This is a genomic window from Polaromonas sp. Polasp52 (assembly GCF_059491565.1).
Genome location: NZ_CP168513.1, coordinates 2,671,022 through 2,691,483, shown reverse-complemented (window position 1 = coordinate 2,691,483; position 20,462 = coordinate 2,671,022). Strand labels below are relative to the sequence as shown.

The following is a 20,462-nucleotide window of genomic DNA, read 5'->3' as shown; positions in this document are numbered from 1 at the left end:
AAAAGACAAACGCCGTGAGCAAGATCCGAGATGTCGCCAGCCTGGCCGGGGTTTCCACCAGTACCGTGTCCAACGTGCTCAACGGCCGTGCCAACCGCATGGCCGCCGAGACGCTGGCACGCGTGGAAGCCGCGATCGCCGAGCTCAAGTACCGGCCCAACTCCACGGCGCGCCAGCTCAAGACCGGCTACACGCCGCTGATAGGCCTCTTGGTGCCGTCCATGGCCAACCCCATGTACGGCTTCATCGCGCGCGAGATCGAAACCCTGGCGCAGGAGCGCTACGGCTTTCGCATCATGATAGGCAACACCTACCGCGACAGGGACAAGGAGACGCGCTTCTTCGACGACCTGCTGGCCCACGGCGTGCGCGGCGTGATCATCATCTCCTCGCTGATCGACGAGCAGCACGTGGAGGCCGCGGCCGAACGCGGCATGGTGATGGTGAGCTACGACAGGCGCGCCACGCCGAACAGGCGCTCCATCGTCGACCACGTCACGGTGGACAGCTTCGAGTCGGCGCGCATCGCCACGCAGCACCTGATAGACCTGGGCCACCACCGCCTGGCGTTTGTCACGCCGGCCGGCCGCACCATGAGCCGTAACGAAAAAATCGCCGGCTTTATGGCAGCCGCCAAAAGCGCGGGGCTGGAAGGCAGCGCCCGCGTCGTCGAAGGCACGCCGGTCGACGAGTACGGGGACTCCATGATGAGCGAAGTCGGCCGCGCCCAGGCCGGCCTGCTGGCCCAAGGGCCCGAGCGGCCCACCGGCGTGATAGGCGTCAACGACCTGATGGCTTTCGGCCTGATGGCGGGTTTTCGCGACGCGGGCCTGGCCGTGCCCGAAGACGTGTCGGTGATCGGCATCGACAACGTGTTCCTCTCCACCCTGATGCACCCGGCCATGACCAGCGTGCGCCTGCCGGTGCCCGAGATGGCGCAGGTCATGGTCGAACGCGTGATGAGCCGGCTGGCCGACCCTTCCATAGAGACCCGGGAATACATCTTCCAGCCCACGCTGGTGGCGCGCGATTCCGCCGTGAGATACCAGGCCCGCGGGCGCTGATTTTTGGTACGAACTGAACACAAGGTTTTTGAATGGCAACGGTTTTTGTCAGCCACCCCCAAAGCAAGCTCGGGCACTACTTCGGCGACCGCGCGATCGCCGCGCTGCGGGCCTTCGCCGAGGTGCGCTTCAACCCGGGCGACACCGACCTTTCCTCCAGCGAACTGGCCGCGCTGGCCGCCGGCAGCGAGGTCATCATTTCCTACCGCCAGACGGTGGGCGACGAGGCGCTGTTCGCCGGCCTGCCGCGCCTGCTGGCCTTTGTACGCTGCGCCATCGACATCCGCAACATCGACGTGCCGGCCGCCAGCCGCCACGGCGTGCTGGTCACCCAGGCCAGCGCGGGTTTTATCCCCTCGGTCAGCGAATGGATTGTCGGCGTGATGATTGATTTGAGCCGCCACATCAGCAGGGCCGCGGCCGACTACCACGCGGGCCGGCCCGTGCTGCCCGCCATGGGCCGCGAGCTGCGCGGCGCCACGCTGGGCGTGATCGGTTACGGGCAGATCAGCCGCTACCTCTGCGACGTGGCGCTGGCGCTGGGCATGCGCATCGTGGTGCACGACCCCTATACGCCGACCGGCCGCAAGGAGCTTGAACAGGTCGAGCTGCTGCCCTTGCTGCAGCGTTCCGACTACGTGGTCTGCCTGGCCGCCGCGACGGAAGCCACCGAGAATTTGATGAACGCCGCCACCTTCGCGGCCATGAAGCCCGGCGCGTTTTTCATCAACGCCTCGCGCGGCAACCTGGTCGATGATGACGCGCTGATCGCCGCGCTGGACGCCGGCACGATTGCCGGCTGCGCCGTCGACGTGGGCCGCGCGCCCGACCAGATGCCCTCGCCGCGCGTGGCCGCGCACCCGCGCGTGATCGCCTCGCCCCATATAGGCGGCCTCACGCCGCCCGCGGTGGAGCACCAGGCCATGGAAACCGTGGCCCAGGTGGCTGAACTGCTGCAAGGGCGCGCGCCGCAGGGCGCGGTGAACGCGGCGCAGGCCCACCGATGGCAGCAGGCAACCCAGGCGCCGCAGCCGGCCTGAGTACCGTCCTTACTTCCCCTCTTTTTGCGAAAGCCCTTCCTTTCATCATGCAAGCCACCCAGAACAAAACCTATACCGGCGCCTGCGACTGCCACGTACATATCTACGAAGACAAATACCCCATGGTGCCCAACGTGGCCTGGGTGCCGCCGCATTTGCCGGTGGCCACTTACCGCGAAGTGCAAAAGGCCCTGGGCCTGAGCCGCGCCGTCATCGTCCAGCCCTCGGCCTACGGCTTTGACAACAGCTGCACGCTGGACGCCGTGGCGCAGCTCGGCGAGGGCGGCCGCGGCATCGCGCTGGTGGCACCCGAGGTGACGGATGCCGAACTGCGGCGCCTGCACGACGGCGGCATCTGCGGCGTGCGCTACATGATGATCAACCCGGTGCTGGAATGGAGTTCGCTCGAGCCCATGGCGGCGCGCCTGGCCGCCATGGACTGGATGGTCAACCTGCAACTCGACGGGCGCAATTTCCCTGAGCATGAAGAAATGCTCAAGCGCCTGCCCTGCAAGCTGGTGATAGACCACAACGGCAAGTTCCTCGAACCCGTCAAGCCCGAGCATCCCGCCTTCCAGTCGCTGCTGCGTGTACTGGACACGGGCAATGTGTGGATCAAGCTGTCGGCGCCGTATGAGACCTCGAAGATCGGCGCACCCGGCTATGACGATGTGAGCCTGATCGCGCGCACGCTGGCCGAAAAATTTCCAGAACGTTGTCTGTGGGCCAGCAACTGGCCGCATCCGGGGCGCAATCCGCCGCCTTCCGAGGTCGACCTCTATGACTTGCTGTTTTCCTGGGTGCCGTCGGATGCTGTCCGGCGGAAGGTTCTTGTCGACAACCCGGCGGGACTGTACGGGTTTCGGTGAGTTTCAGGGTTTTATAGCTCTAGCCTAATGACTGCGAAGACCATTGCTCCTGGCTTAATAGCAACCAGGCGTATAGGCAGATTAACGGGTGCTTGCCCCGGTCTTGCCGGACCCTGGAGCTTTGCCAGGTGCTTTGGGCTCGGCAAGTACCGAGAAGAACGCTCCGGCGATGCCTATGAGAAAAAATGCCGTGATTCTCGTGAGGAAAGAAGAATGCTCCTCCCATCGCTTCAATAGCTCGGCATCCGACACTGAATAGATCGTTCGGTAACCCTCGCGAATCTCGGCAACGACAAGCACGTCGCCATAGAAACTAGGTATGCTCACAATTTCGGCGACGACCTCTTTCCCCTTGTAGGCAGGGTCGCAGCCCCCTCTTGAACCATAAGCAGAGGCAGAGCAAATCACATACGCTTCCCCGATTCTGCTTACCCGGGCGCGCTTGGAACTCTCATCGATGTATTTGCCTGAAACCTGCCAACCGCGTTGTAACTTCGTCTCCGCAGGAAGCGCAATGGATTTCACGGCCACGGTGAGGCCAACAAACACCGCCAGCGCCAGCAGACAGGTATAGGCGATAGGTTTGGCGTAGGAAGGATCCCAGAAAGGCTTGTTCTGATGGGGATCTTCCATGCTCTATCAGCGCGCTAGCCGCGTGCGGCCTGCAGCATGTCGCGCGTCTTCAAGGCCTCACGCCGCGCGGCTTCAGCGAAATCGTCATTGGACGACGCATAAATAATCGCGCGTGACGAGTTGACGATGATGGGAGCGCCGGGTTTCCAGCCTGCACGCACCGTGGCCACGGCGTCCCCCCCCTGCGCACCTACGCCGGGAATCAACAAGGGCAAGGTGGGCGCAACAGCGCGCACACGCTCAATCTCCGCCGGGTAAGTCGCCCCCACCACCAGGCCGAGCTGGCCGTTCAGGTTCCACGGCCCTTGCGCCAGGCGCGCCACGTGCTCATACAGCAGCGGCTGGCCCTCAATGGAGGCAAAGCGCTGGTTCTGCAAATCATCGCCACCCGGGTTGGAGGTGCGGCACAGCAAAAATGCGCCCTTGCCTTGGTATTTCAGATAAGGCGCGACCGAGTCAAAACCCATGAAGGGGGAAAGCGTCACCGCATCGGCGCCGTAGCGCTCAAACGCTTCCTTGGCGTACTGCTCGGCGGTGGAGCCTATGTCGCCGCGTTTGGCATCCAGGATGATGGGCACCTGGGGTGCGACGCGGCGCATGTGCTCCATCAGGCGTTCGAGCTGGCCTTCGGCGCGGTGGGCCGCGAAGTAGGCGATTTGCGGCTTGAAGGAAATTACCAGGTCGGCGGTGGCGTCGACGATCGCGGCGCAGAAATCGTAAATCTTGTTGGCGTCGCCCTTGAGCTTGCCGGGGAATTTGGTCGGCTCCGGGTCCAGGCCGACGCAGAGCATGGAGTTGTTTTGGCGTTCTGCGGCGCCCAGCATGTCGAGGAAAGTCATACCCCATATTGTAAGAAGGTGGCTCTTCAGCAGGTTTTGCCTCAAAACGGGACAATCGCGCAAACCATCAGACCACCCTGCATGCAACTCTCCCAACGCCAACTCGTCCTCCTGGTCCTGCTCACCCTGGTCTGGGGCCTGAACTGGCCGGTGATGAAGATGGGCGTCGCGGACTACCCGCCGCTGACCTTTCGCGCGATCTCGATCTGGCTGGGCATTCCGGTGCTGGGCCTGGCCATGGTGCTGCTCAAGGTGCCGTTTTTGGTGCCGCGCGACAAATGGCGCGAGTTGTTCTGGCTGGCGGCGGCGAACATGTTTGTCTGGCATGCGCTCATCATCCTGGCGGTGAAAAACCTGAGCAGCGGGCGCGCCGCCATCCTGGGTTACACCATGCCGATTTTTTCGGCGCTGCTGGGCGCCTGGTTTTTCGGCGCCAAGCTCAAACCGCGCAACTGGCTGGGCGTGGCCGCCGCGGCGCTGGGCGTGGCCCTGCTGCTCTGGTATGAGCTGACCAACCTGACGGGCCGGCCGCTGGGCGTGCTGTGCGCGCTGGTGGCGGCCGCCGTGTGGGCGCTGGGCACGCAGCTGCTGCGCAAGACCACGATTGAGGCCGCAACCTTGACGATCTCGTTCTGGATGACGGTCATGACGGCCGTGGTGATGAGCGGGCTGGGCATGGCGTTCGAGCTGCCGCAGTGGAAAGCGCCTTCGCCCACGGCCTGGGCGGCGATTGTCTACAACGCGGTGCTGATCTTCGGTTTTGCCCACGCGGCCTGGTTCACGCTGGCGCGCGCACTGCCGCCCGTGGCCTCGACGCTGAGCGTGATGATGATTCCCATCCTGGGGGTGTTTTCAGGCGCGCTGGGCCTGGGCGAGGTGCTGCACTGGCAGGACTGGGCCGCGGTGCTGCTGATGGTGGCGGCGATCGCCTCGGTGCTGGCGCCCAGCCGGGACGGCAGCACCAAAACCTGACAAAAATCAGCCGGACAGTACCAAGCTCATGGCCAGGCACAGGTCATCCCAGGCCTTGGCCTTGTCAGAGGGGTTGCGCAGCAAATAGGTGGCGTCATAAGTCACCACCGCCTGTGCGCCGTGCAGGGCGTGCACCTGGCCGCGCAACCTGCCGAAGGGCTCACTCGATTGCAGCAAGGCCTGCGCGGCCAAGCGGCCCATGACCAGCACGATGTCGGGCTGCGCGCTGGCCAGCAGGGCCGGCAGCGCCTCGGGCAGGGCAGCACCCACACCGGCCGCCGCGCCGCGCACCAGCGGCGCGAGAAGCACCACGCCGGCCTTGTGCAGGCGGGCGGCGCGCAGCATGTTGTCGAGCAGCTTGCCGGCATCGCCCTCGAAAGGGTTGAAGGGTTCGCGTTGCAGCGCGGCCACCGGTGTTTCGGCCAGCACCAGCCAGCGCGCACCCTGGTCATGGGCGGCCTCGGCATACAAAGCCTGGGCCGCGCCCATGCTCCAGGCGCCTGAGATATTGGGTGCGGCGGCTTCACGCGCTTCGGCGGTCGGCGCGGCCACCGGCGCGCGAGGGGGCGGGGTGCGCAGCGGCGGCGGCGCTTCGCGCGCCACGGGGGCCGCCGCCGGCGTGGCTTGCGGCAGGGCTGCCGCGGGGCTTGCCACTGCGCCGGCGCGGGCAACAGCCGCGTCCATCACCGCTTCAGCCGCGGGCGCCGCCTGCGGCAGCCACACGCGCACACCCATCTCGCGCAGCATGGCGCGGTGCCGTTTGTCGAGGTCCAGGCTCATAGGGCCAGGCTCATGACCACGGCATCTTCGCGCGCGGAGGCGCCGGCCGGGTAGTAATTGCGGCGCGTGCCGACATGGCGAAAGCCGTAGCTCTCGTACACCGCCTTGGCGCGCGCATTGCTCACACGCACTTCCAGCCACAGCCACTGCGCGCCCTGGGCGCGCGACCAGATGGCCAAGCCGTCGAGCATGATGCGGGCCCAGCCCTGGCGCTGGTGTTCAGGTGCGACAGTGATGTTGAGCAGGTGCACCTCGTCCACGCCCTTCATGGCCACGAAGTAGCCCAGCAGCCGGGCGTCGGGGGCGTTGCCGGCGGTCAGCAGCTGCGCCTGGTAGCCGGCATTGAGCGAATCGAGGAAGTTGCCCTGGGTCCAGGGCTGGCTGTAGGCGCTTTGCTCCACCCGCAGCACCGCGTCCAGCCAGGCGGGCGTCATGGCTTCGAACTGGGCTTCCAGGGGTTTGAGGATGGCGTTCATGGTGAAAGGGGCGGGGCCTCAGCGAGGAGCTTGGCGGCCTTGACCTGCTCGCGCTCCTCGGTGGTGAGCGCTACTTTATCGCGAACGTAAAGCGGCAGGGCAAGCTCTGCGCTCACGCAGTGCCCGGCGGCGGCCAGCATGGGCGCCAGACGCAGCAAGGCAGCGGCCGTGGGCAGGGCCTCGGCCTGCGCGGGCATGGCGGCCGGCAGGCGCCCGGCGTAGACGGCAAACACATTGCCGGCCAGCAGCCCGGCCGCCGCATCGGGCACAAAGTCCTCGGGCCGCAGCAGCTCGCATTCGCCCAGCGCGCGGCACTGGCCATCGCTGAATTCAAAGCTTTGCACATACATCTCGTCCATGCGCGCGTCGAGCAGCGCCGTGATGGTGGACGGCTTGGCGCCGGCCTGCTGCGAGCGCGCTTCCTCGGCCACCGCCATCAGCGTGTCTATGGGCAGTACCGGCATGCCGGCGCCGTTCCTGGCGCCCAAGGCCAGGCCCTGGGCCACGGCGCAGGCGGTGCGCAGGCCGGTAAACGAGCCCGGGCCGCGCCCGAAGGCGATGGCGTCCAGCTCGCCCAGCGCCAGCCCGGCTTCGGCCAGCAACGCGAGGACGGCCGGGATCAGCGTGGTCGAGGCCTGCGCGCCGCCCGGTCCGCTGTGCTGCCAGGTCCGCGCGCCGTCGGTCACGGCCACCGACATGCGGTCGGTGCTGGTGTCAAAGGCGAGGAATTTGAGGAATGGAGGCATGCGGTCGGTCGGGTGTATCGAGGGCCGGCAGCGCTTGATTAAAGGGGCTGGCGGGCAGGTGCACCTCGATTATCCCCGCCAATGGCCGGCGCGCTGCCGCGATAATCCCCGCATGACCCAAGACCCGCCGCGCCCGCGCGCGCCGCATGCCCTCGCGCGGGGCCTGCTGGCCGCCGCGCTGATCGCCGCCCTGCCCTGCATTCCCCGTACCGCCCTGGCGCAAGCCCCGCGCCTGCCCGCCCCGATCGAAAAAGCCCTGGCGCGCGCCAAGGTGCCGCGCGACGCGGTGTCCATGCTGGTGGTCGAAGCGGCCAGCGGCAAGCCGGTGCCGCGCCTGAGCTGGCGCATAGACACGCCGATGAACCCGGCTTCGGTCATGAAGCTGGTCACCACCTACTCGGCGCTGGACGCGCTGGGGCGCGATTTCACCTGGAAGACCCGGGTGATATTGGACGGCAGCACCTCGGGCGGCCTGCTGAGCGGCAACCTGGTGGTGCAGGGCGGAGGAGACCCCAAACTCGTCGTGGAGCGCCTGCAGGCCCTGCTGGCCCAGGTGCAGGCCGGCGGCGCGCGGGTGGTTCGCGGCGACATCGTGCTGGACCGCAGCGCCTTCAGCGTGCCCGCCACCGACCCGGGCGAATTCGACGGCGAGCCGCTGCGGCCCTACAACGCGCGGCCCGACGCGCTGCTCATCAACTTCAAGTCCATCGTGATGACGTTCACGCCGGACCTGCCCAGCGGCCGCGCGCTGGTGCGCTACGAGCCGCCGCTGGCGGGCGTGCAGGTGGGCGCCAGCGTGCCCCTGGTGCGCGTGGCGCGCTGCGGCGACTGGCGCAGCGAGTTGCGCGCCAGCGTCGAAAACCCGCTCAACATCGAATTCCTCGGCACCTATTCATCGGCCTGCGGCGAAAAAGTCTGGCCCAGCGCCTATGCCGACCCGGCCAGCTTTGCCGCGCGCGCCATCGAGGGCTCATGGCGCCAGCTGGGCGGGCTGCTGACCGGCACCGCGCGCGACGCCACGCCGCAGGAACTGGCCATGCTGCGCAGCACCGGCACGCTCTCGGGCGAAAAAGCCTCGATACGGTTTGAGCACCAGTCGCCGCCGCTGCTGGAAGTGGTGCGCGACATCAACAAATATTCGAACAACGTGATGGCCCAACACGTCTTTTTGACGCTGGGCCTGCATGCCGGCCTGGGCCAGCCCAAAAGCGGCACGCTCGATTCGGCGCATGCGGCGCTGGCCGCCTGGTGGAAAAAAAACCTGCCAGGCACGGCGCCGCCCTTGATGGACAACGGCTCAGGCCTGAGCCGCCAGGAGCGCGTGACGGCGGCGGCCCTGTCGGCCCTGCTGCTGCATGCCGCCAGAAGCCCGCTGGCCGCGGACTTTGCCGATTCGCTGCCCGTGGCGGGTGTGGACGGCACGCTGCGCGAGCGCGGCAAAAACGTGGCGGGGCTGGCCTTCCTGAAGACCGGCTCGCTGCGCGACGTGAGCGCGATCGCGGGTTACGCCAACGGCCACAGCGGCACGCGGTATATCGTGGTGGGGCTCATCAACCACCCGAACGCCGGCGCCGCGCGCCCGGCGCTGGACGCGCTGCTGGAATGGACCGTGAAAGAAGCGGCCCGCTAGGGAATTTTTCGGCCCCGGAGCGTGCAAGTTATCCCTGGGGGGTGTGGACAAAGCTGTTGATGACCCCGGGGCTTGAGGGCCAAAACCCCATCCGGCGCGGCTTGCGCCACAATGCCTGAAATTTGGGCAGCCGCCTGCCCGGCGCGGCAGGCTGAACCGGAGCCTCACCATGCAAGCAGCCAGCCCCTCCCCCAACAGTAACAAGGCGTACTGCCTCGTGCTGACCACAACGGCCACGGCGCAGGAAGCACAAAGCCTGGCCCAAGCCATTGTCGAAGCCCGATTGGCCGCCTGCGTGCAGATCCAGCCCATCCAGAGCATTTACCGCTGGCAGGGCAGGCTTTGCGACGAAACGGAGTTTCGCCTGTCGGTCAAAACGCCGCAGGCGCGCTACGCGGCGCTGGAGCGCTTCATCAGTGCGCACCACGGCTACGAAACACCGGAGATTGTGCAGATACCGATCACCGCGGGTTCCGCGGCCTATTTGCAATGGCTCGATGAAGAAGCGCAGGGCGGGCCGGACGAGCCTGAGCCCGAGAGGCAGTTCGCGCTGCCTTAAAAACCGTTTAAGACCGCGCCTCGCGCAAGGAGGCTGCCAACAGCCCCAGGCCCAATGCGCCCACAGCCACCGAGGCGATACGGTCGGCCGTCCCACGCGTGCGGGCATAGGCCAGTCGCACCCGCTCCCGCGAGAACAGGTAAGCCAGCAAGGTATGCCAGCACAGCGCATTGGCCACGATCATGGCGACCGCCGCTGCCTGCAGCGCCGGACTGGGCGATGCCGGGAATGATGCGGCAAAAACGCTGCCGAAAAACAGCGCTGACTTGGGGTTGGTGATGTTGGTCAAAAAGCCAAGCCGGAAAGCCGCCGGCGAAGACACCGTGGGGCCGCTATTGCCCAGCGCCACGCCGCCGGAGCGCCAGAGACGGCTCGCCACATACAGCAGGTACAGGCCGCCGGCTACCTGGAGCGCCAGGCGCAGCCCCGGAAAGACCTGAAAGACCGCATTGACGCCCAGCACCGCGCAGAGCGCCCAGATAGCCGCCCCCGCCGTCACACCCAGGGCCGCGAACACCGCGCTGCGCGCACGGTCGCTGGCAGCGAGCTGCGAGACCAGCAGCACGTTGGCGCCGGGACTCATCATGGCCGCGACGTGGAGAAACCAGATGGTGAGGAGGATGGAGAGCATGGTCGTCCTGGAATGGCCGTCTGTCAGAGCGCATACCGGGTCAAGGCGCAGGCAGGTCGCTTCTTTGCAGCAATATGGCTCGCTGATCCATGACCCGGATGGTCCAGCGCCCGCTGGCCCAGCTTGGCAGCTTTATAAGGGACTGAAAATCCTGCCAGTTGAGCAGCATATAGCGAACATCGTAATTTTTCACGAATTCCCTGAGCAGCGCATCGTCGCGAAACAGGCGCGCGTTCAGCAACATATAGGCAGCTCCATAGGAGTCGATGCGTGAATCAATTGAGGGGCGAAGCCGCGGATAGGCCCGGTAGACCAGTTCCGCCCCGAGGTCATAGGAATTGATGACGTTGCCCCTCATGTCGGGCGCATTCAACTGCTTGACCATGGAACTGGTGAAGCTGGGATTCATCATCCCCAACGCCTTATGCGGAAAGGCGCCGAAGGCATTGCCGAATTGGGAGGCCAAGCCCAACACCAGGGCAGCCGTGGCGGTGCAAATCGCATAATCCCGAATCTGTGTCCTGGCGCCCTGATCCCCACTGGGCACCAGTGCAGAAAGCACAAATGCCGAGACCATGCCCACATACACGAGAAACCGGACGGTCGTGAGCGCCAGGATCAGGAACATCAGGAACATCAGCGTATCCACGGCACTAAGCTTGCGCCATTGAACCAACATCACCGCTCCGGTAACGACAGCACATCCAACCCCAATCCATACACCGGGCAGCCCCTCCCAGCCTGCGGCAAAAGTCGGTAACCATTCATTGACCATCATCTTCGTATCACTGTGGCCGAAATTCACCACAAACCGCAGGAGTTCCGGGCCGACGGGGTTGACCAGGGTCGCGACCAGGGCGGCAATGGCGAAGACTGCGAATGCTTTCGGAAGCTGTTTCTGGCGTAAATCCCCCAAGGCCACCGCCCTGCGCCCGTCCACCCACAGGCCCACCGCATAGATCGCCGCGATAATCGGCGCAAAGATAAAGGACCCATGGGTATTGGTCCAAAGAACGACCACCAGCAACGCGCCAATCCATGCCAGCACCTGCGGCTTCCGGCGACACGCCTCCAGCAGGAGCCAATAAAAGCCAAGAAGGAATAGCGAAACCAGTTCAGGGCGCAGGAAATGGCGCTGGTTTTCCACTCCAACAGCCAAAAACCCCAATAGCAAGGCGACCGGCAAGTTTTTGTCACTGCGTCGATAGGCAATCCAGGCCATGAGGAAAAACAGCGCGAGCCCGGCAACGCCCATGACCAGGGGCAACCCATCCTCGCCAATGAGATTGATCAGCCAGTAGAACATCAGCGACGGCAACCATTCATGCGCGTTAAAACGCGCATCGCGTATTTCCGTAAAGGGAAACAAAATGGTTTTCGGAATGACGTGATCCCGGGCAATGATCTCCCCCACCTTTGCCTGTAGCCAGAAGTCATTGGACACCTGCGGCGCGACGCTGATGAAGGCCACCGCGGCGAAGATCGCCAGCAAGGCTGTAATGCGCCAGAATTTTGGCCACAGATCCGCTTGGGAGGCACTCGCGGTCAAGATGCTCAAAGAAGGTTGCGAAACTGGGTGATTCAAGACACGGACTTTCTATGGTTGCTCGAGCAAGACCGATTCGCTTCAACTCGCGGCCGCGCGCCCCAGCCGGTCGCGCACGCCGTCCCATTCGGCATCGCGGGGCGGGTTCTCGACCCAGATCAGCTTGACGCCCTTGGCGTCGAAGTCGCGCAGCACGGCGAACAGCTGCTGCGCGGTAGCCAGCGCGTCGTCGGGCATCCGGCGGTACAGCACTTTTTCGGACTTGATGCGCACAATGCTGCGGGCATACACCGCGATGTGGGCCGCGTCGGCGCCCAGCAGGTCCAGCGCGGTTTGTATGGCCCCGGCGTCCATCAGGCGCAGCTTGGCATTGGGGGCGTAATGCGCTTCCAGCGTGCCGGAGGCGCGCGGCGCATCGCCCAGGGCCTGCTGCTCGAATTCATCCTTACCAAGTACGGCCTCACCGCAAGCTGCCTCGAGCTGCGCGCGCGTGAGCACGCCCGGGCGCAGCAGCACGGGCCGGCCGCGCGTGCAGTCGACGATGCTGGACTCTATGCCGACGTCGCAGGGGCCGCCGTCCAGCACCAGCAGGCCGTCGCCGAACTCCTGGCGCACATGCTGCGCGGTGGTGGGGCTGACGCGGCCAAAGCGGTTGGCGCTGGGGCCGGCCACGCCGGTGTCGCAGGCCTTCAGGAAGGCCAGCGCGACAGGGTGTGCGGGACAGCGCAGGCCAATGGAATCCTGGCCGCCGGCGGCGGCCGCGGCGACGCCGGGCTTGCGCGGCAGGATGACCGTGAGCGGCCCGGGCCAGAAGGCTTGCATCAGGCGCGCCGCAAACGGCGGCACGCCGCTCGCATAAGCCTCTACATGCGCGGCGTCGGCCACATGCACGATGAGCGGATGGTCCGCCGGCCGGCCCTTGGCCGCAAAAATGCCGGCGACGGCGCTGTCGCTGGACGCGTCGGCACCCAGGCCGTACACCGTTTCTGTCGGGAAGCCGACCAGTTCGCCGGCCTGGATGCGGTGGGCGGCCTCAGCAATGGCCTGTGGATCGGTGCCGGACAAAATCATCGGAAGTCGATCAGATGTCTTCAAGCCCGGGCAAGCCCAGGATGGCGGCCGCCTGGCGCGCCGTGGCCTTGACCGTGGCGATATCGGCGCCGGTGATGTTGAGGTGGCCCATCTTGCGGCCGGCGCGCGCTTCGGTCTTGCCGTAAAGGTGCAAATGCGTGCCGGGCAGCGCCAGCGCGGCCTGCCAGTCGGGCGTGCGCGAACGGCCATCGGCATCGAGCCAGACGTCGCCGAGCAGGTTGAGCATGACGGCCGGCGAATGCTGGCGCGGCTGCGGCAGCGGCAAGCCGGCCATGGCGTGCACCTGCAGGTCGAACTGCGAAACATCGCAGGCATCCATCGTGTAGTGGCCGCTGTTGTGCGGTCGCGGTGCCATCTCGTTCACCACCAGCGCGCCGTCGGCGCTGCCGTCGTCGACCAGGAAAAATTCGACGCAGAGCACGCCCACATAGCCGACGTGATTGGCGATGACGTGGGTCGCGGCCAATGCGCGTTGCGCCAGGGTGGCCGGCATATTGCCCTCATAGGCCTGGGTGACGGCCAGGATACCGTCCACATGCACATTGCGCTGCGGCGCGAAGCTCACGATGCGGCCGTCCCAGCCGCGCGCCACGATGACCGAGCATTCGGCCTTGAGTGGCAGCATTTTTTCGAGCACGCAGGGCGCTTGCTTGAGGCCGGCCCAAGCGGCGGCGAGTTCGGCCGCGTTCTTGACGCGGACCTGGCCCTTGCCGTCGTAGCCCATGCGCGCGGTTTTTAAAATCCCGGGCAGCAAGCCGGCCGGCACGGCAGCGAGCTGCGCCTCGGTTTCTATGACCGCATAAGGCGCGCAGCTGACGCCGGCCAGCGCGCCCGACTCGGCGGCGCTGGCGGTGAAGTGGGATTTTTCCTCGATGCGGTTTTGCGCGATGGCGACGGCGGCCGCCCCCGGCGCCACGGGCCGGCTGGCGGCCAGGGCCTGGAGCGCGCCCGCGGGCACGTTTTCAAATTCGGTGGTGATGGCGGCACACAGCGCGGCCAGTTGCTTGAGGCCTTGCTCGTCGGCGTAACCGGTCTGGATGTGGTGGTGGCTGACCAGGCCGGCCGGGCTTTGCGCGTCGGGATCCAGCACGGCGGTGAAATAACCCAGGCGCTGCGCGGCATGCACAAACATGCGGCCCAGCTGGCCGCCGCCCATCACGCCCAGCGTGGCGGGCCGGCCGGAGTCGGAAACGGTGCCGGGGAAAACAGGGAGGCCGGAAGGAAGGCTCATGCGGGCGGCAGGGTCATGGCGTGGGCGGCGGCGGTCTGCTCGGCGCGGAAGGCCTGCAGTTGGGCGGCCAGCGCCTTGTCGTGCAGGGCCAGCATGGCGACGGCGAACAGGGCCGCATTGGCCGCGCCGGCATTGCCGATGGCGAAGGTCGCGACGGGAATGCCCTTGGGCATCTGCACGATGCTGTGCAGCGAGTCGACGCCTTGCAGGTGCTTGCTGGCCACCGGCACGCCCAACACCGGCACAACGGTCTTGGCGGCCAGCATGCCGGGCAGGTGGGCCGCGCCGCCGGCGCCGGCGATGATGGCCTGCAGGCCGCGGCCCGCGGCGGCTTCGGCATAGGCGAACAGCTCGTCGGGCATGCGGTGGGCCGACACCACGCGCGCTTCATGCGCCACGCCGAACTGCGTGAGGATCTGCACCGCGTGCTGCATGGTCTCCCAGTCGCTGCTGGAGCCCATCACCACGCCCACCAGGGGGGCGGCCGGATTGTTTGTCGTCGTCATTGGGACCTTCTGGGTCTTGGGGTTTGCAGGCTGCGCGCCCGTAACCCCTGATTTTAAGGGCTAGGGCCTGCATGCTATCGTTTGGGCTTGCGCCCGGGCCCCGCCGGGCCGCCGCCACCCCGCGCCGCGACGGTTGAAACCTCTCTTTCCAGCCCCACTTTTCACTGAATCATGATAGACGTCACCATTGCCAATTTCGAAGCGGAAGTCGTTGCCGCTTCCATGACCACTCCCGTGCTGATCGATTTCTGGGCGCCCTGGTGCGGCCCCTGCAAGTCGCTGGGCCCTATCCTGGAAAAAGTCGAGGCCGAGTACGCCGGGCGCTTCAAGCTCGTGAAAATCGACTCCGACCAGGAGCAGCAGCTGGGCGCGGCCTTCGGCATACGCAGCATCCCGACCTGCATCCTGATGATGAACGGCCAGCCGGTGGACGGCTTTGCCGGCGCCCTGCCCGAAGGCAAGGTCAAGGAGTTCCTGGACAAGCACCTGCCGCCGGCCGGCGAGCCCGAGGAAGCCGAACTGGCGCTCGAGGAAGAAAGCACCGACCCGGCCGACGTGCTCGAAAAACTGCAGCACGCCGTGGCCGCCAACCCGGCCGACGACAACGCGCGCTTTGACTACGTGAAGCTGCTGCTGCAGATGGGCCGCGAGGACGACGCCAAGGTGGCGTTTGCGCCGGTGATCGCTCAAACCACAGTGGTGCGGCGTTTTGACTCGCTCAAGCGCTGGATGGACGCCATGGATTTTGCCGCCACGCAGGGCGCGGGCGGCGCTGCCGGCCTGGACGCCAGGATCGCGGCCAACAAGCGCGATTTCGAGGCGCGTTTTGACAAGGCGCGCGGGCTGATGGTGCAGCAACGCTGGACCGACGCTCTTGACGAGTTGCTGGAAATCCTGATGCGCGACAAGGCCTGGAACGAGGAGCTCGCGCGCAAGACCTACATCGCCATCCTCGACATCATGGAAGCGCCCAAACCCAAGGTCGCCGACGGGCAGATTCCGCCGGAAGACCCGGTCGTGGCGACCTACCGCCGCCGCCTCAGCAGCGTGGTGTTGAGCTAAGTCCCGCTCACGAACCAAAAAGCCAGCGGGTCAGGGCAAAGGCAAAACCGAAGAGCGCGGCGTAGCCGGCAACCTCCAGGCTGAATTCGCGGCGCGATTCGCGCCAGGCGCGCAGCCGCTCGACCAGCAGGCCCGCCACCACGGGCGCCAGCAGCAGGTTGAGGATTTGCAGCCAGTGCAGGCGTATCGCCAGGTGGGGCACGACCAGCACGGTCAGGATGCCGGCGCCAATGCCGGTCATGACGGACCACGCCGCTTCCTGCGCCGCCGTCAGTTCGTGGTCGCGCCCGCGCAGCTTGTACCAGGCGGCCTTGAACGCCCCGCCGAACATCTCGCCAAAAAGCTGCAGAAACAGCTCGCCGAAAAACTCGAACAGCAGTTCCAGCAGGAATTCCATCGCGGCGCCGGGCTGGGCCTGGGCTTCAGGCCGTCAACCGGGTCAGCGCTTCCTGGTATTTGGCCGCCGTTTTGGCGACCACATCGGCCGGCAGGTGCGGCGAGGGGGGGGTCTTGTCCCAGGGCTTGCCGTTGATGCGCACGGCTTCGAGCCAGTCGCGCACGAACTGCTTGTCGTAGCTGGGCGGGTTCGCACCTAGAGCGTAGGCGGCTTCATAGCCTTCTATGGGCCAGTAGCGCGAGGAGTCGGGCGTCAGCACTTCGTCCATCAAGGTCAGCGTGCCGTTTTCGTCGAGGCCGAACTCAAACTTGGTGTCGGCAATGATGATGCCTTTGGTCAGCGCGAAGGCCGCGGCCGTGCTGTAAATCTCTATGCTGATTTTTTTGATCTGCGCGGCGAGTTCAGGGCCGACAACCTTGACCACCTGCTCGTAGCTGATGTTCTCGTCGTGCTCGCCGGCTTCGGCTTTGGCGGCCGGCGTGAAGATGGGCTCGGGCAGCTTGCCGGCGTTCTTCAGGCCCGCGGGCAGCGGCACGCCGCAAACGGCCTGGCTCTCCTGGTATTCCTTCCAGCCGCTGCCGGCCAGGTAGCCGCGCACCACCGCCTCGACCGGGATGGGCTTGAGGCGCTTGACCAGCATGGAGCGGTTCACCACCTGCGGCACTTCGGCCGGCGTGACCACGCTTTCGGGCGCCTCGCCGGTCAGGTGGTTGGGGCAGATGTGGCCCAGCTTGCCGAACCAGAACAGCGCCATCTGCGTGAGCAGCGCGCCCTTGCCGGGAATCGGCTCGCCGAGGATGACGTCGAAGGCGCTGAGCCGGTCGCTGGCCACCATCAGCAGCCTGTCCTTGCCCACGGCGTAGTTGTCGCGCACCTTGCCGCGCGCGAGCAGGGGCAGGGAGGTCAGGGCGGAGGTATGGAGTGCTTGGGTCATGGTGCAGGCGTGGGAGGGGGAGTCAACGTAAAAAGCCCGCGACTCGCAAGAGCCGCGGGCTTTGAATTATCGCCAATCCGCGCGGGCGGACGGCGGGAATTTTCAATGCACCACTTGAGCCAGTTCACCCTTGGCATATTTGGCGGCCACGGCCTGCAGGGTGTCGCCCTTGATCTTGGCGCCCTGGCCTTCGCAGCCGAACTGGATGTAGCGCTGCTTGCAGATCTGCTTGGCAGCTTCGCGGGCGGGCTTGAGCCATTCGCGGGCATCGAACTTTTCGGGGTTTTCGGCCAGGAACTTGCGCACCGCGGCCGTCATGGCCAGGCGGATGTCGGTGTCGATGTTGATCTTGCGCACGCCGTGCTTGATGGCTTCCTGGATTTCCTCGACGGGCACGCCGTAGGTTTCCTTCATGTTGCCGCCGTACTGGCGGATCAGGGCCAGCAGCTCCTGCGGCACCGAGGAGGAGCCGTGCATCACCAGGTGGGTGCTGGGAATGCGCTTGTGGATTTCCTTGATGCGGTCAATCGCCAGGATGTCGCCGGTGGGCTTGCGCGTGAATTTGTAGGCGCCGTGGCTGGTGCCTATGGCGATCGCCAGCGCATCGATCTGCGTGCGTTTGACGAAATCGGCTGCCTGCTCGGGGTCAGTCAGCAGCTGCTCGCGCGTCATGGTCGCGTCGGTGCCGTGGCCGTCTTCCTTGTCGCCCTTCATGGTTTCCAGCGAACCCAGGCAGCCGAGCTCGCCTTCGACGGTGACACCGTACTTGTGGGCCAGCTGCGAGACCTTTTTTGTCACCTCGACGTTGTAGTCGTAACTGGCAATGGTCTTGCCGTCGGCTTCCAGCGAGCCGTCCATCATCACCGACGAAAAGCCGAGGTCGATGGCGCCCTGGCAGACGTCGGGGTTCTGGCCGTGGTCCTGGTGCATGACCAGGGGGATGTTGGGGTACATCTCGATGGCGGCCTGGATCAGGTGCTTGATGAAGGGCTCACCGGCATATTTGCGCGCGCCGGCGCTGGCCTGCAGGATCACGGGCGCGCCGGTTTCCTTGGCCGCTTCCATGACGGCTTGCACCTGCTCGAGGTTGTTGACGTTAAAAGCCGGAATGCCGTAGCCGTTGACTGCCGCATGGTCCAGCAGCTCGCGCATCGAAACGAGTGCCATGATCAGAATCCCCAGAAAGTTAAAAACGCTGCCGAAAAAGGCGAGGTCCCCGCGGAGGGCCGCGCAGCACGAGGGCTGCCTGCATGGGCCGTAACCGCCAAGTAACCGAGGCCTTCATTCTACCGGCTGCGTAAAGACCACTTATTTAGGGAGTTAGCGGCAGAACCATGCGGTAACAGCGTGTAAAAGGCGCGGGCGCGGCTGGCTGGGTAAATCGGCCGCCGTGCACGTCCATCACGCGGCCGACGATTTTGTGGCCCAGGCCCAGCCTTTCGGCGGAAGGCGCCACGGCGCCGGGACGGGCCTGGCCGTCATCGCAGACCTGCAGCCACGCCGCGTCGGCGTCGCGGCCCCACTGGACACAGACGAAAGTGCCCCGGGCCGTATGCTGCAGGGCGTTGTCGACGAGGTTGCGCAGGGCCAGTTCCAGCAGCAGCGGATGGGCCAGGACCTCAAGCCCCTCCTCGCCCTGCACGCTGAGCGTATGCCCGCTTTCCCAGGAAGCCTGCGCGTACCCCGCCACCACCCGCCCGGCCAGGGTCCCCAGGTCCAGGCGCTGCATCTGCTGCTGCAAGTCCGCGCGGCTGGCCCGCGCCAGTGAAAGCAGCTGGGTGATGACGTGCCCGGCACGCATCGCGTCGGCACCGATTTGCGCCAGCGCCTGCTCGCGCGCGGCGGGCGAAAGCTCGCCGCGCAGCGAGGCCGCCTGCAGCGCGATGGAAGACAGTGGGGTGCGCAATTCATGGGCCACCTCGCTGGCCAGCTGCCGCTCGCGCTCCAGCGACGCCTGCTGCTGGCCCACCAGCGTGTTGATGGAACGCACGACCGAATTGAATTCGCGGTAGGGATGGCGGGCCTCCAGGCGCTCGGCCTTGTCCACTTCAAGCTCGGCCACGTCGCGCGACAGCGCCTGCAGGGGGCGCAAGCCGCGCCAGATGGCCGCGCCCAGCGCGAGCGCCACCACGGGCAGCAGCCACAGGCCCGGCTCCGCCAGCTGCCCGGCAACGTCGGCGGCCATCTCGTCGCGCTCGTCGGCACGCACCAGCACGGTGACCTGCCGCGCGTGCGAGGCGTCCCACTGTGAAAAGCTGCGCCAGGTGGCCGGTGGCGTGCCCAGTTCGAGGTCGGCGAAACCGGAGCGTTCGCTGAAAGGCGGCACAGGTGCGTCGCCCGAGCGGGCCAGCAGCCGGCCGCCGGCGCCGCGCACCAGCACGCTGAGGGAAGGCTGGTAGTCATGGCTCTTGAGCGTGGGAATGGCGGGACGGACGGTTTCCCTCGCCGCGTCGACGAAGGGCGGCAAGTCCAGGTTGAGCATCAGGGCCGCGGTACCGGCCAGGTGCCCGTCGGTCAGTTCGCCCGCCTCATGGATACCGGTGCGGTAACCCACCGCCACAAAGCCGGCCCACACCAGCAGCAGCGCCGCCAGCACCCACAGCAGCAGGCGGCGCGTGAGCGAAGCCTGCGCAGGCAGCGCGGGCTTCATGCGCCGTCCTCCCGCGGTATGAAGTAGCCGACGCCGCGCAAGGTCTGGATCAGGCCCTCGCCCAGCTTGCGCCGCAGATGGTGAACGTGGACCTCCACCGCATTGCTGCCGACGGCATCCTGCCAGTTGTAGAGGCGCGCTTCGAGCTGCTGGCGCGACAGCACCCGGCCGCGCGACTCCAGCAGCAGGAGCAGCAAGGCGAATTCGCGCGGCGCCAGCTCCACGCCCTCACCCGCGCGCAGCACCGTGCGGGCCGCCGGGTCTATCACCAGGTCGCCGTGAACCAGCAGCGGATGGGCCCGGCCCGCCGCGCGCCGCAGCAGCGCGCGCATGCGCGCCTCGAGCTCGTCGAGGTCAAAAGGCTTGACCAGGTAGTCGTCGGCACCCAGGTTCAGGCCCGAGATGCGGTCTGCGACCTGGTCGCGCGCGGTCATGATGAGCACCGGTGTCAGCGGGTCGGGCAACGCCCCGGGCGCGCCCGCACGGGCCTGGCGCAGCCGCAGCAGCAGGTCGCCACCGTCGCCGTCGGCCAGCCCCAGGTCCAGCAGCACCAGGTCAAACGGCTCGCTGGACAGGGCGGCCCAGGCCGATCCCAGACTGGCGCAGACATCGACCGCATAGCCCCGCTGCTGCAGATTGGTCCGCAGGCCCAGGGCGATGCCCGCATCGTCTTCGACCACCAGGATTCGCATGGGGGCCATTGTCGGCGTTGCGGGCCGCGGCGGGGGCGTTTCACCGCCCGCCGCAGGGCCTTAAGGGTGAGTTAAGACGCTCACCCTATCTTGCGGCATCCCCTGCCCACCCG

Annotated in this window: 22 protein-coding genes; 7 read left to right on the top strand and 15 right to left on the bottom strand. The window is 66.4% G+C overall.

The features are described 5' to 3' along the window. Positions 1-14: 14 nt before the first annotated feature. From ACEN9P_RS12585 to ACEN9P_RS12575, 3 genes are read left to right on the top strand one after another with little or no spacing between them, the layout of a single operon-like run. Positions 15-1,064, top strand: coding sequence for a LacI family DNA-binding transcriptional regulator (locus ACEN9P_RS12585; RefSeq protein WP_495619431.1), 1,050 nt, complete (start codon positions 15-17; stop codon positions 1,062-1,064). Between the two features lie 32 nt (positions 1,065-1,096). Beyond that, positions 1,097-2,104 (top strand): NAD(P)-dependent oxidoreductase, encoded by a 1,008-nt coding sequence (locus ACEN9P_RS12580; protein ID WP_477662931.1) that lies wholly within the window; start codon positions 1,097-1,099, stop codon positions 2,102-2,104. A 47-nt stretch (positions 2,105-2,151) separates the two neighbouring features. After that, complete coding sequence (locus ACEN9P_RS12575; RefSeq protein WP_495619430.1) at positions 2,152-2,973, top strand: amidohydrolase family protein; 822 nt, start codon at positions 2,152-2,154, stop codon at positions 2,971-2,973. Between the two features lie 81 nt (positions 2,974-3,054). On the opposite strand, the gene ACEN9P_RS12570 is transcribed toward ACEN9P_RS12575, so the two are convergent. After that, positions 3,055-3,606: a hypothetical protein gene (locus ACEN9P_RS12570; RefSeq protein WP_495619429.1), complete on the bottom strand. Its 552-nt coding sequence runs from the start codon at positions 3,604-3,606 to the stop codon at positions 3,055-3,057. Between the two features lie 14 nt (positions 3,607-3,620). Continuing rightward, positions 3,621-4,445 (bottom strand): orotidine-5'-phosphate decarboxylase, encoded by an 825-nt coding sequence (gene pyrF / locus ACEN9P_RS12565; protein WP_477662934.1) that lies wholly within the window; start codon positions 4,443-4,445, stop codon positions 3,621-3,623. 81 nt (positions 4,446-4,526) lie between these two features. Between pyrF and ACEN9P_RS12560 the strand changes: the two genes are divergently transcribed. Then, positions 4,527-5,417, top strand: coding sequence for a DMT family transporter (locus tag ACEN9P_RS12560; protein ID WP_477662935.1), 891 nt, complete (start codon positions 4,527-4,529; stop codon positions 5,415-5,417). Between the two features lie 6 nt (positions 5,418-5,423). Here the strand turns inward: ACEN9P_RS12560 and ACEN9P_RS12555 are convergent, their stop codons facing one another. Genes ACEN9P_RS12555 through tsaB form a run of 3 tightly spaced genes read right to left on the bottom strand, consistent with a single transcriptional unit; the run spans position 5,424 to position 7,419 of the window. Further along, positions 5,424-6,197: a uracil-DNA glycosylase family protein gene (locus ACEN9P_RS12555; protein WP_495619428.1), complete on the bottom strand. Its 774-nt coding sequence runs from the start codon at positions 6,195-6,197 to the stop codon at positions 5,424-5,426. After that, the gene (gene rimI, locus ACEN9P_RS12550; protein ID WP_495619427.1) at positions 6,194-6,673 is read right to left on the bottom strand and encodes a ribosomal protein S18-alanine N-acetyltransferase; all 480 of its coding nucleotides are present in this window, start codon (positions 6,671-6,673) and stop codon (positions 6,194-6,196) included. Before rimI ends, ACEN9P_RS12555 begins: the two co-directional genes overlap by 4 nt. Then, on the bottom strand, positions 6,670-7,419 hold the full coding sequence (tsaB, locus tag ACEN9P_RS12545; RefSeq protein ID WP_477662068.1) for a tRNA (adenosine(37)-N6)-threonylcarbamoyltransferase complex dimerization subunit type 1 TsaB: 750 nt from the start codon (positions 7,417-7,419) through the stop codon (positions 6,670-6,672). Before tsaB ends, rimI begins: the two co-directional genes overlap by 4 nt. Positions 7,420-7,531: 112 nt before the next feature. Between tsaB and dacB the strand changes: the two genes are divergently transcribed. Beyond that, positions 7,532-9,049, top strand: coding sequence for a D-alanyl-D-alanine carboxypeptidase/D-alanyl-D-alanine endopeptidase (gene dacB / locus ACEN9P_RS12540; RefSeq protein WP_477662069.1), 1,518 nt, complete (start codon positions 7,532-7,534; stop codon positions 9,047-9,049). Between the two features lie 169 nt (positions 9,050-9,218). After that, positions 9,219-9,608 (top strand): divalent-cation tolerance protein CutA, encoded by a 390-nt coding sequence (gene cutA / locus ACEN9P_RS12535; RefSeq protein WP_495619426.1) that lies wholly within the window; start codon positions 9,219-9,221, stop codon positions 9,606-9,608. A 7-nt stretch (positions 9,609-9,615) separates the two neighbouring features. Here the strand turns inward: cutA and ACEN9P_RS12530 are convergent, their stop codons facing one another. The 5 genes from ACEN9P_RS12530 to purE all read right to left on the bottom strand — a co-directional run bounded on the left by ACEN9P_RS12530 (position 9,616) and on the right by purE (position 14,614). Beyond that, positions 9,616-10,239, bottom strand: a complete 624-nt coding sequence (locus ACEN9P_RS12530) for a LysE family translocator (protein WP_477662071.1) — start codon at positions 10,237-10,239, stop codon at positions 9,616-9,618. A gap of 40 nt (positions 10,240-10,279) precedes the next feature. Beyond that, the gene (locus ACEN9P_RS12525; protein WP_495619425.1) at positions 10,280-11,788 is read right to left on the bottom strand and encodes a hypothetical protein; all 1,509 of its coding nucleotides are present in this window, start codon (positions 11,786-11,788) and stop codon (positions 10,280-10,282) included. 78 nt (positions 11,789-11,866) lie between these two features. Further along, a complete protein-coding gene (locus tag ACEN9P_RS12520; RefSeq protein ID WP_495619424.1) occupies positions 11,867-12,856 on the bottom strand; it encodes an L-threonylcarbamoyladenylate synthase in 990 nt (329 codons plus the stop codon). A gap of 10 nt (positions 12,857-12,866) precedes the next feature. Then, entirely contained in the window at positions 12,867-14,108 is a 1,242-nt protein-coding gene (locus ACEN9P_RS12515) for a 5-(carboxyamino)imidazole ribonucleotide synthase (RefSeq protein WP_495619423.1), read from the bottom strand. Further along, the gene (gene purE, locus ACEN9P_RS12510; RefSeq protein WP_477662075.1) at positions 14,105-14,614 is read right to left on the bottom strand and encodes a 5-(carboxyamino)imidazole ribonucleotide mutase; all 510 of its coding nucleotides are present in this window, start codon (positions 14,612-14,614) and stop codon (positions 14,105-14,107) included. The genes ACEN9P_RS12515 and purE overlap by 4 nt, the downstream gene beginning before the upstream one ends. A 171-nt stretch (positions 14,615-14,785) precedes the next feature. On the opposite strand from purE, the gene trxA reads away from it, so the two are divergent. Then, positions 14,786-15,676, top strand: coding sequence for a thioredoxin (trxA, locus tag ACEN9P_RS12505; protein ID WP_477662076.1), 891 nt, complete (start codon positions 14,786-14,788; stop codon positions 15,674-15,676). 7 nt (positions 15,677-15,683) lie between these two features. Here the strand turns inward: trxA and ACEN9P_RS12500 are convergent, their stop codons facing one another. The 5 genes from ACEN9P_RS12500 to ACEN9P_RS12480 form a co-directional block, all read right to left on the bottom strand. Beyond that, the gene (locus ACEN9P_RS12500) at positions 15,684-16,073 is read right to left on the bottom strand and encodes a hypothetical protein (protein ID WP_495619422.1); all 390 of its coding nucleotides are present in this window, start codon (positions 16,071-16,073) and stop codon (positions 15,684-15,686) included. A gap of 25 nt (positions 16,074-16,098) precedes the next feature. Further along, a complete protein-coding gene (locus tag ACEN9P_RS12495; RefSeq protein WP_495619421.1) occupies positions 16,099-17,007 on the bottom strand; it encodes a phosphoribosylaminoimidazolesuccinocarboxamide synthase in 909 nt (302 codons plus the stop codon). A 102-nt stretch (positions 17,008-17,109) separates the two neighbouring features. Continuing rightward, the gene (gene fba, locus ACEN9P_RS12490) at positions 17,110-18,174 is read right to left on the bottom strand and encodes a class II fructose-bisphosphate aldolase (RefSeq protein WP_477662079.1); all 1,065 of its coding nucleotides are present in this window, start codon (positions 18,172-18,174) and stop codon (positions 17,110-17,112) included. A gap of 145 nt (positions 18,175-18,319) precedes the next feature. Beyond that, positions 18,320-19,657 carry a histidine kinase dimerization/phospho-acceptor domain-containing protein gene (locus tag ACEN9P_RS12485; protein ID WP_495619420.1) on the bottom strand — a complete coding sequence of 446 codons (1,338 nt, stop codon included), beginning with the start codon at positions 19,655-19,657 and terminating at the stop codon, positions 18,320-18,322. After that, the gene (locus tag ACEN9P_RS12480; RefSeq protein WP_477662081.1) at positions 19,654-20,349 is read right to left on the bottom strand and encodes a response regulator; all 696 of its coding nucleotides are present in this window, start codon (positions 20,347-20,349) and stop codon (positions 19,654-19,656) included. The genes ACEN9P_RS12485 and ACEN9P_RS12480 overlap by 4 nt, the downstream gene beginning before the upstream one ends. Between the last annotated feature and the right edge of the window lie 113 nt (positions 20,350-20,462).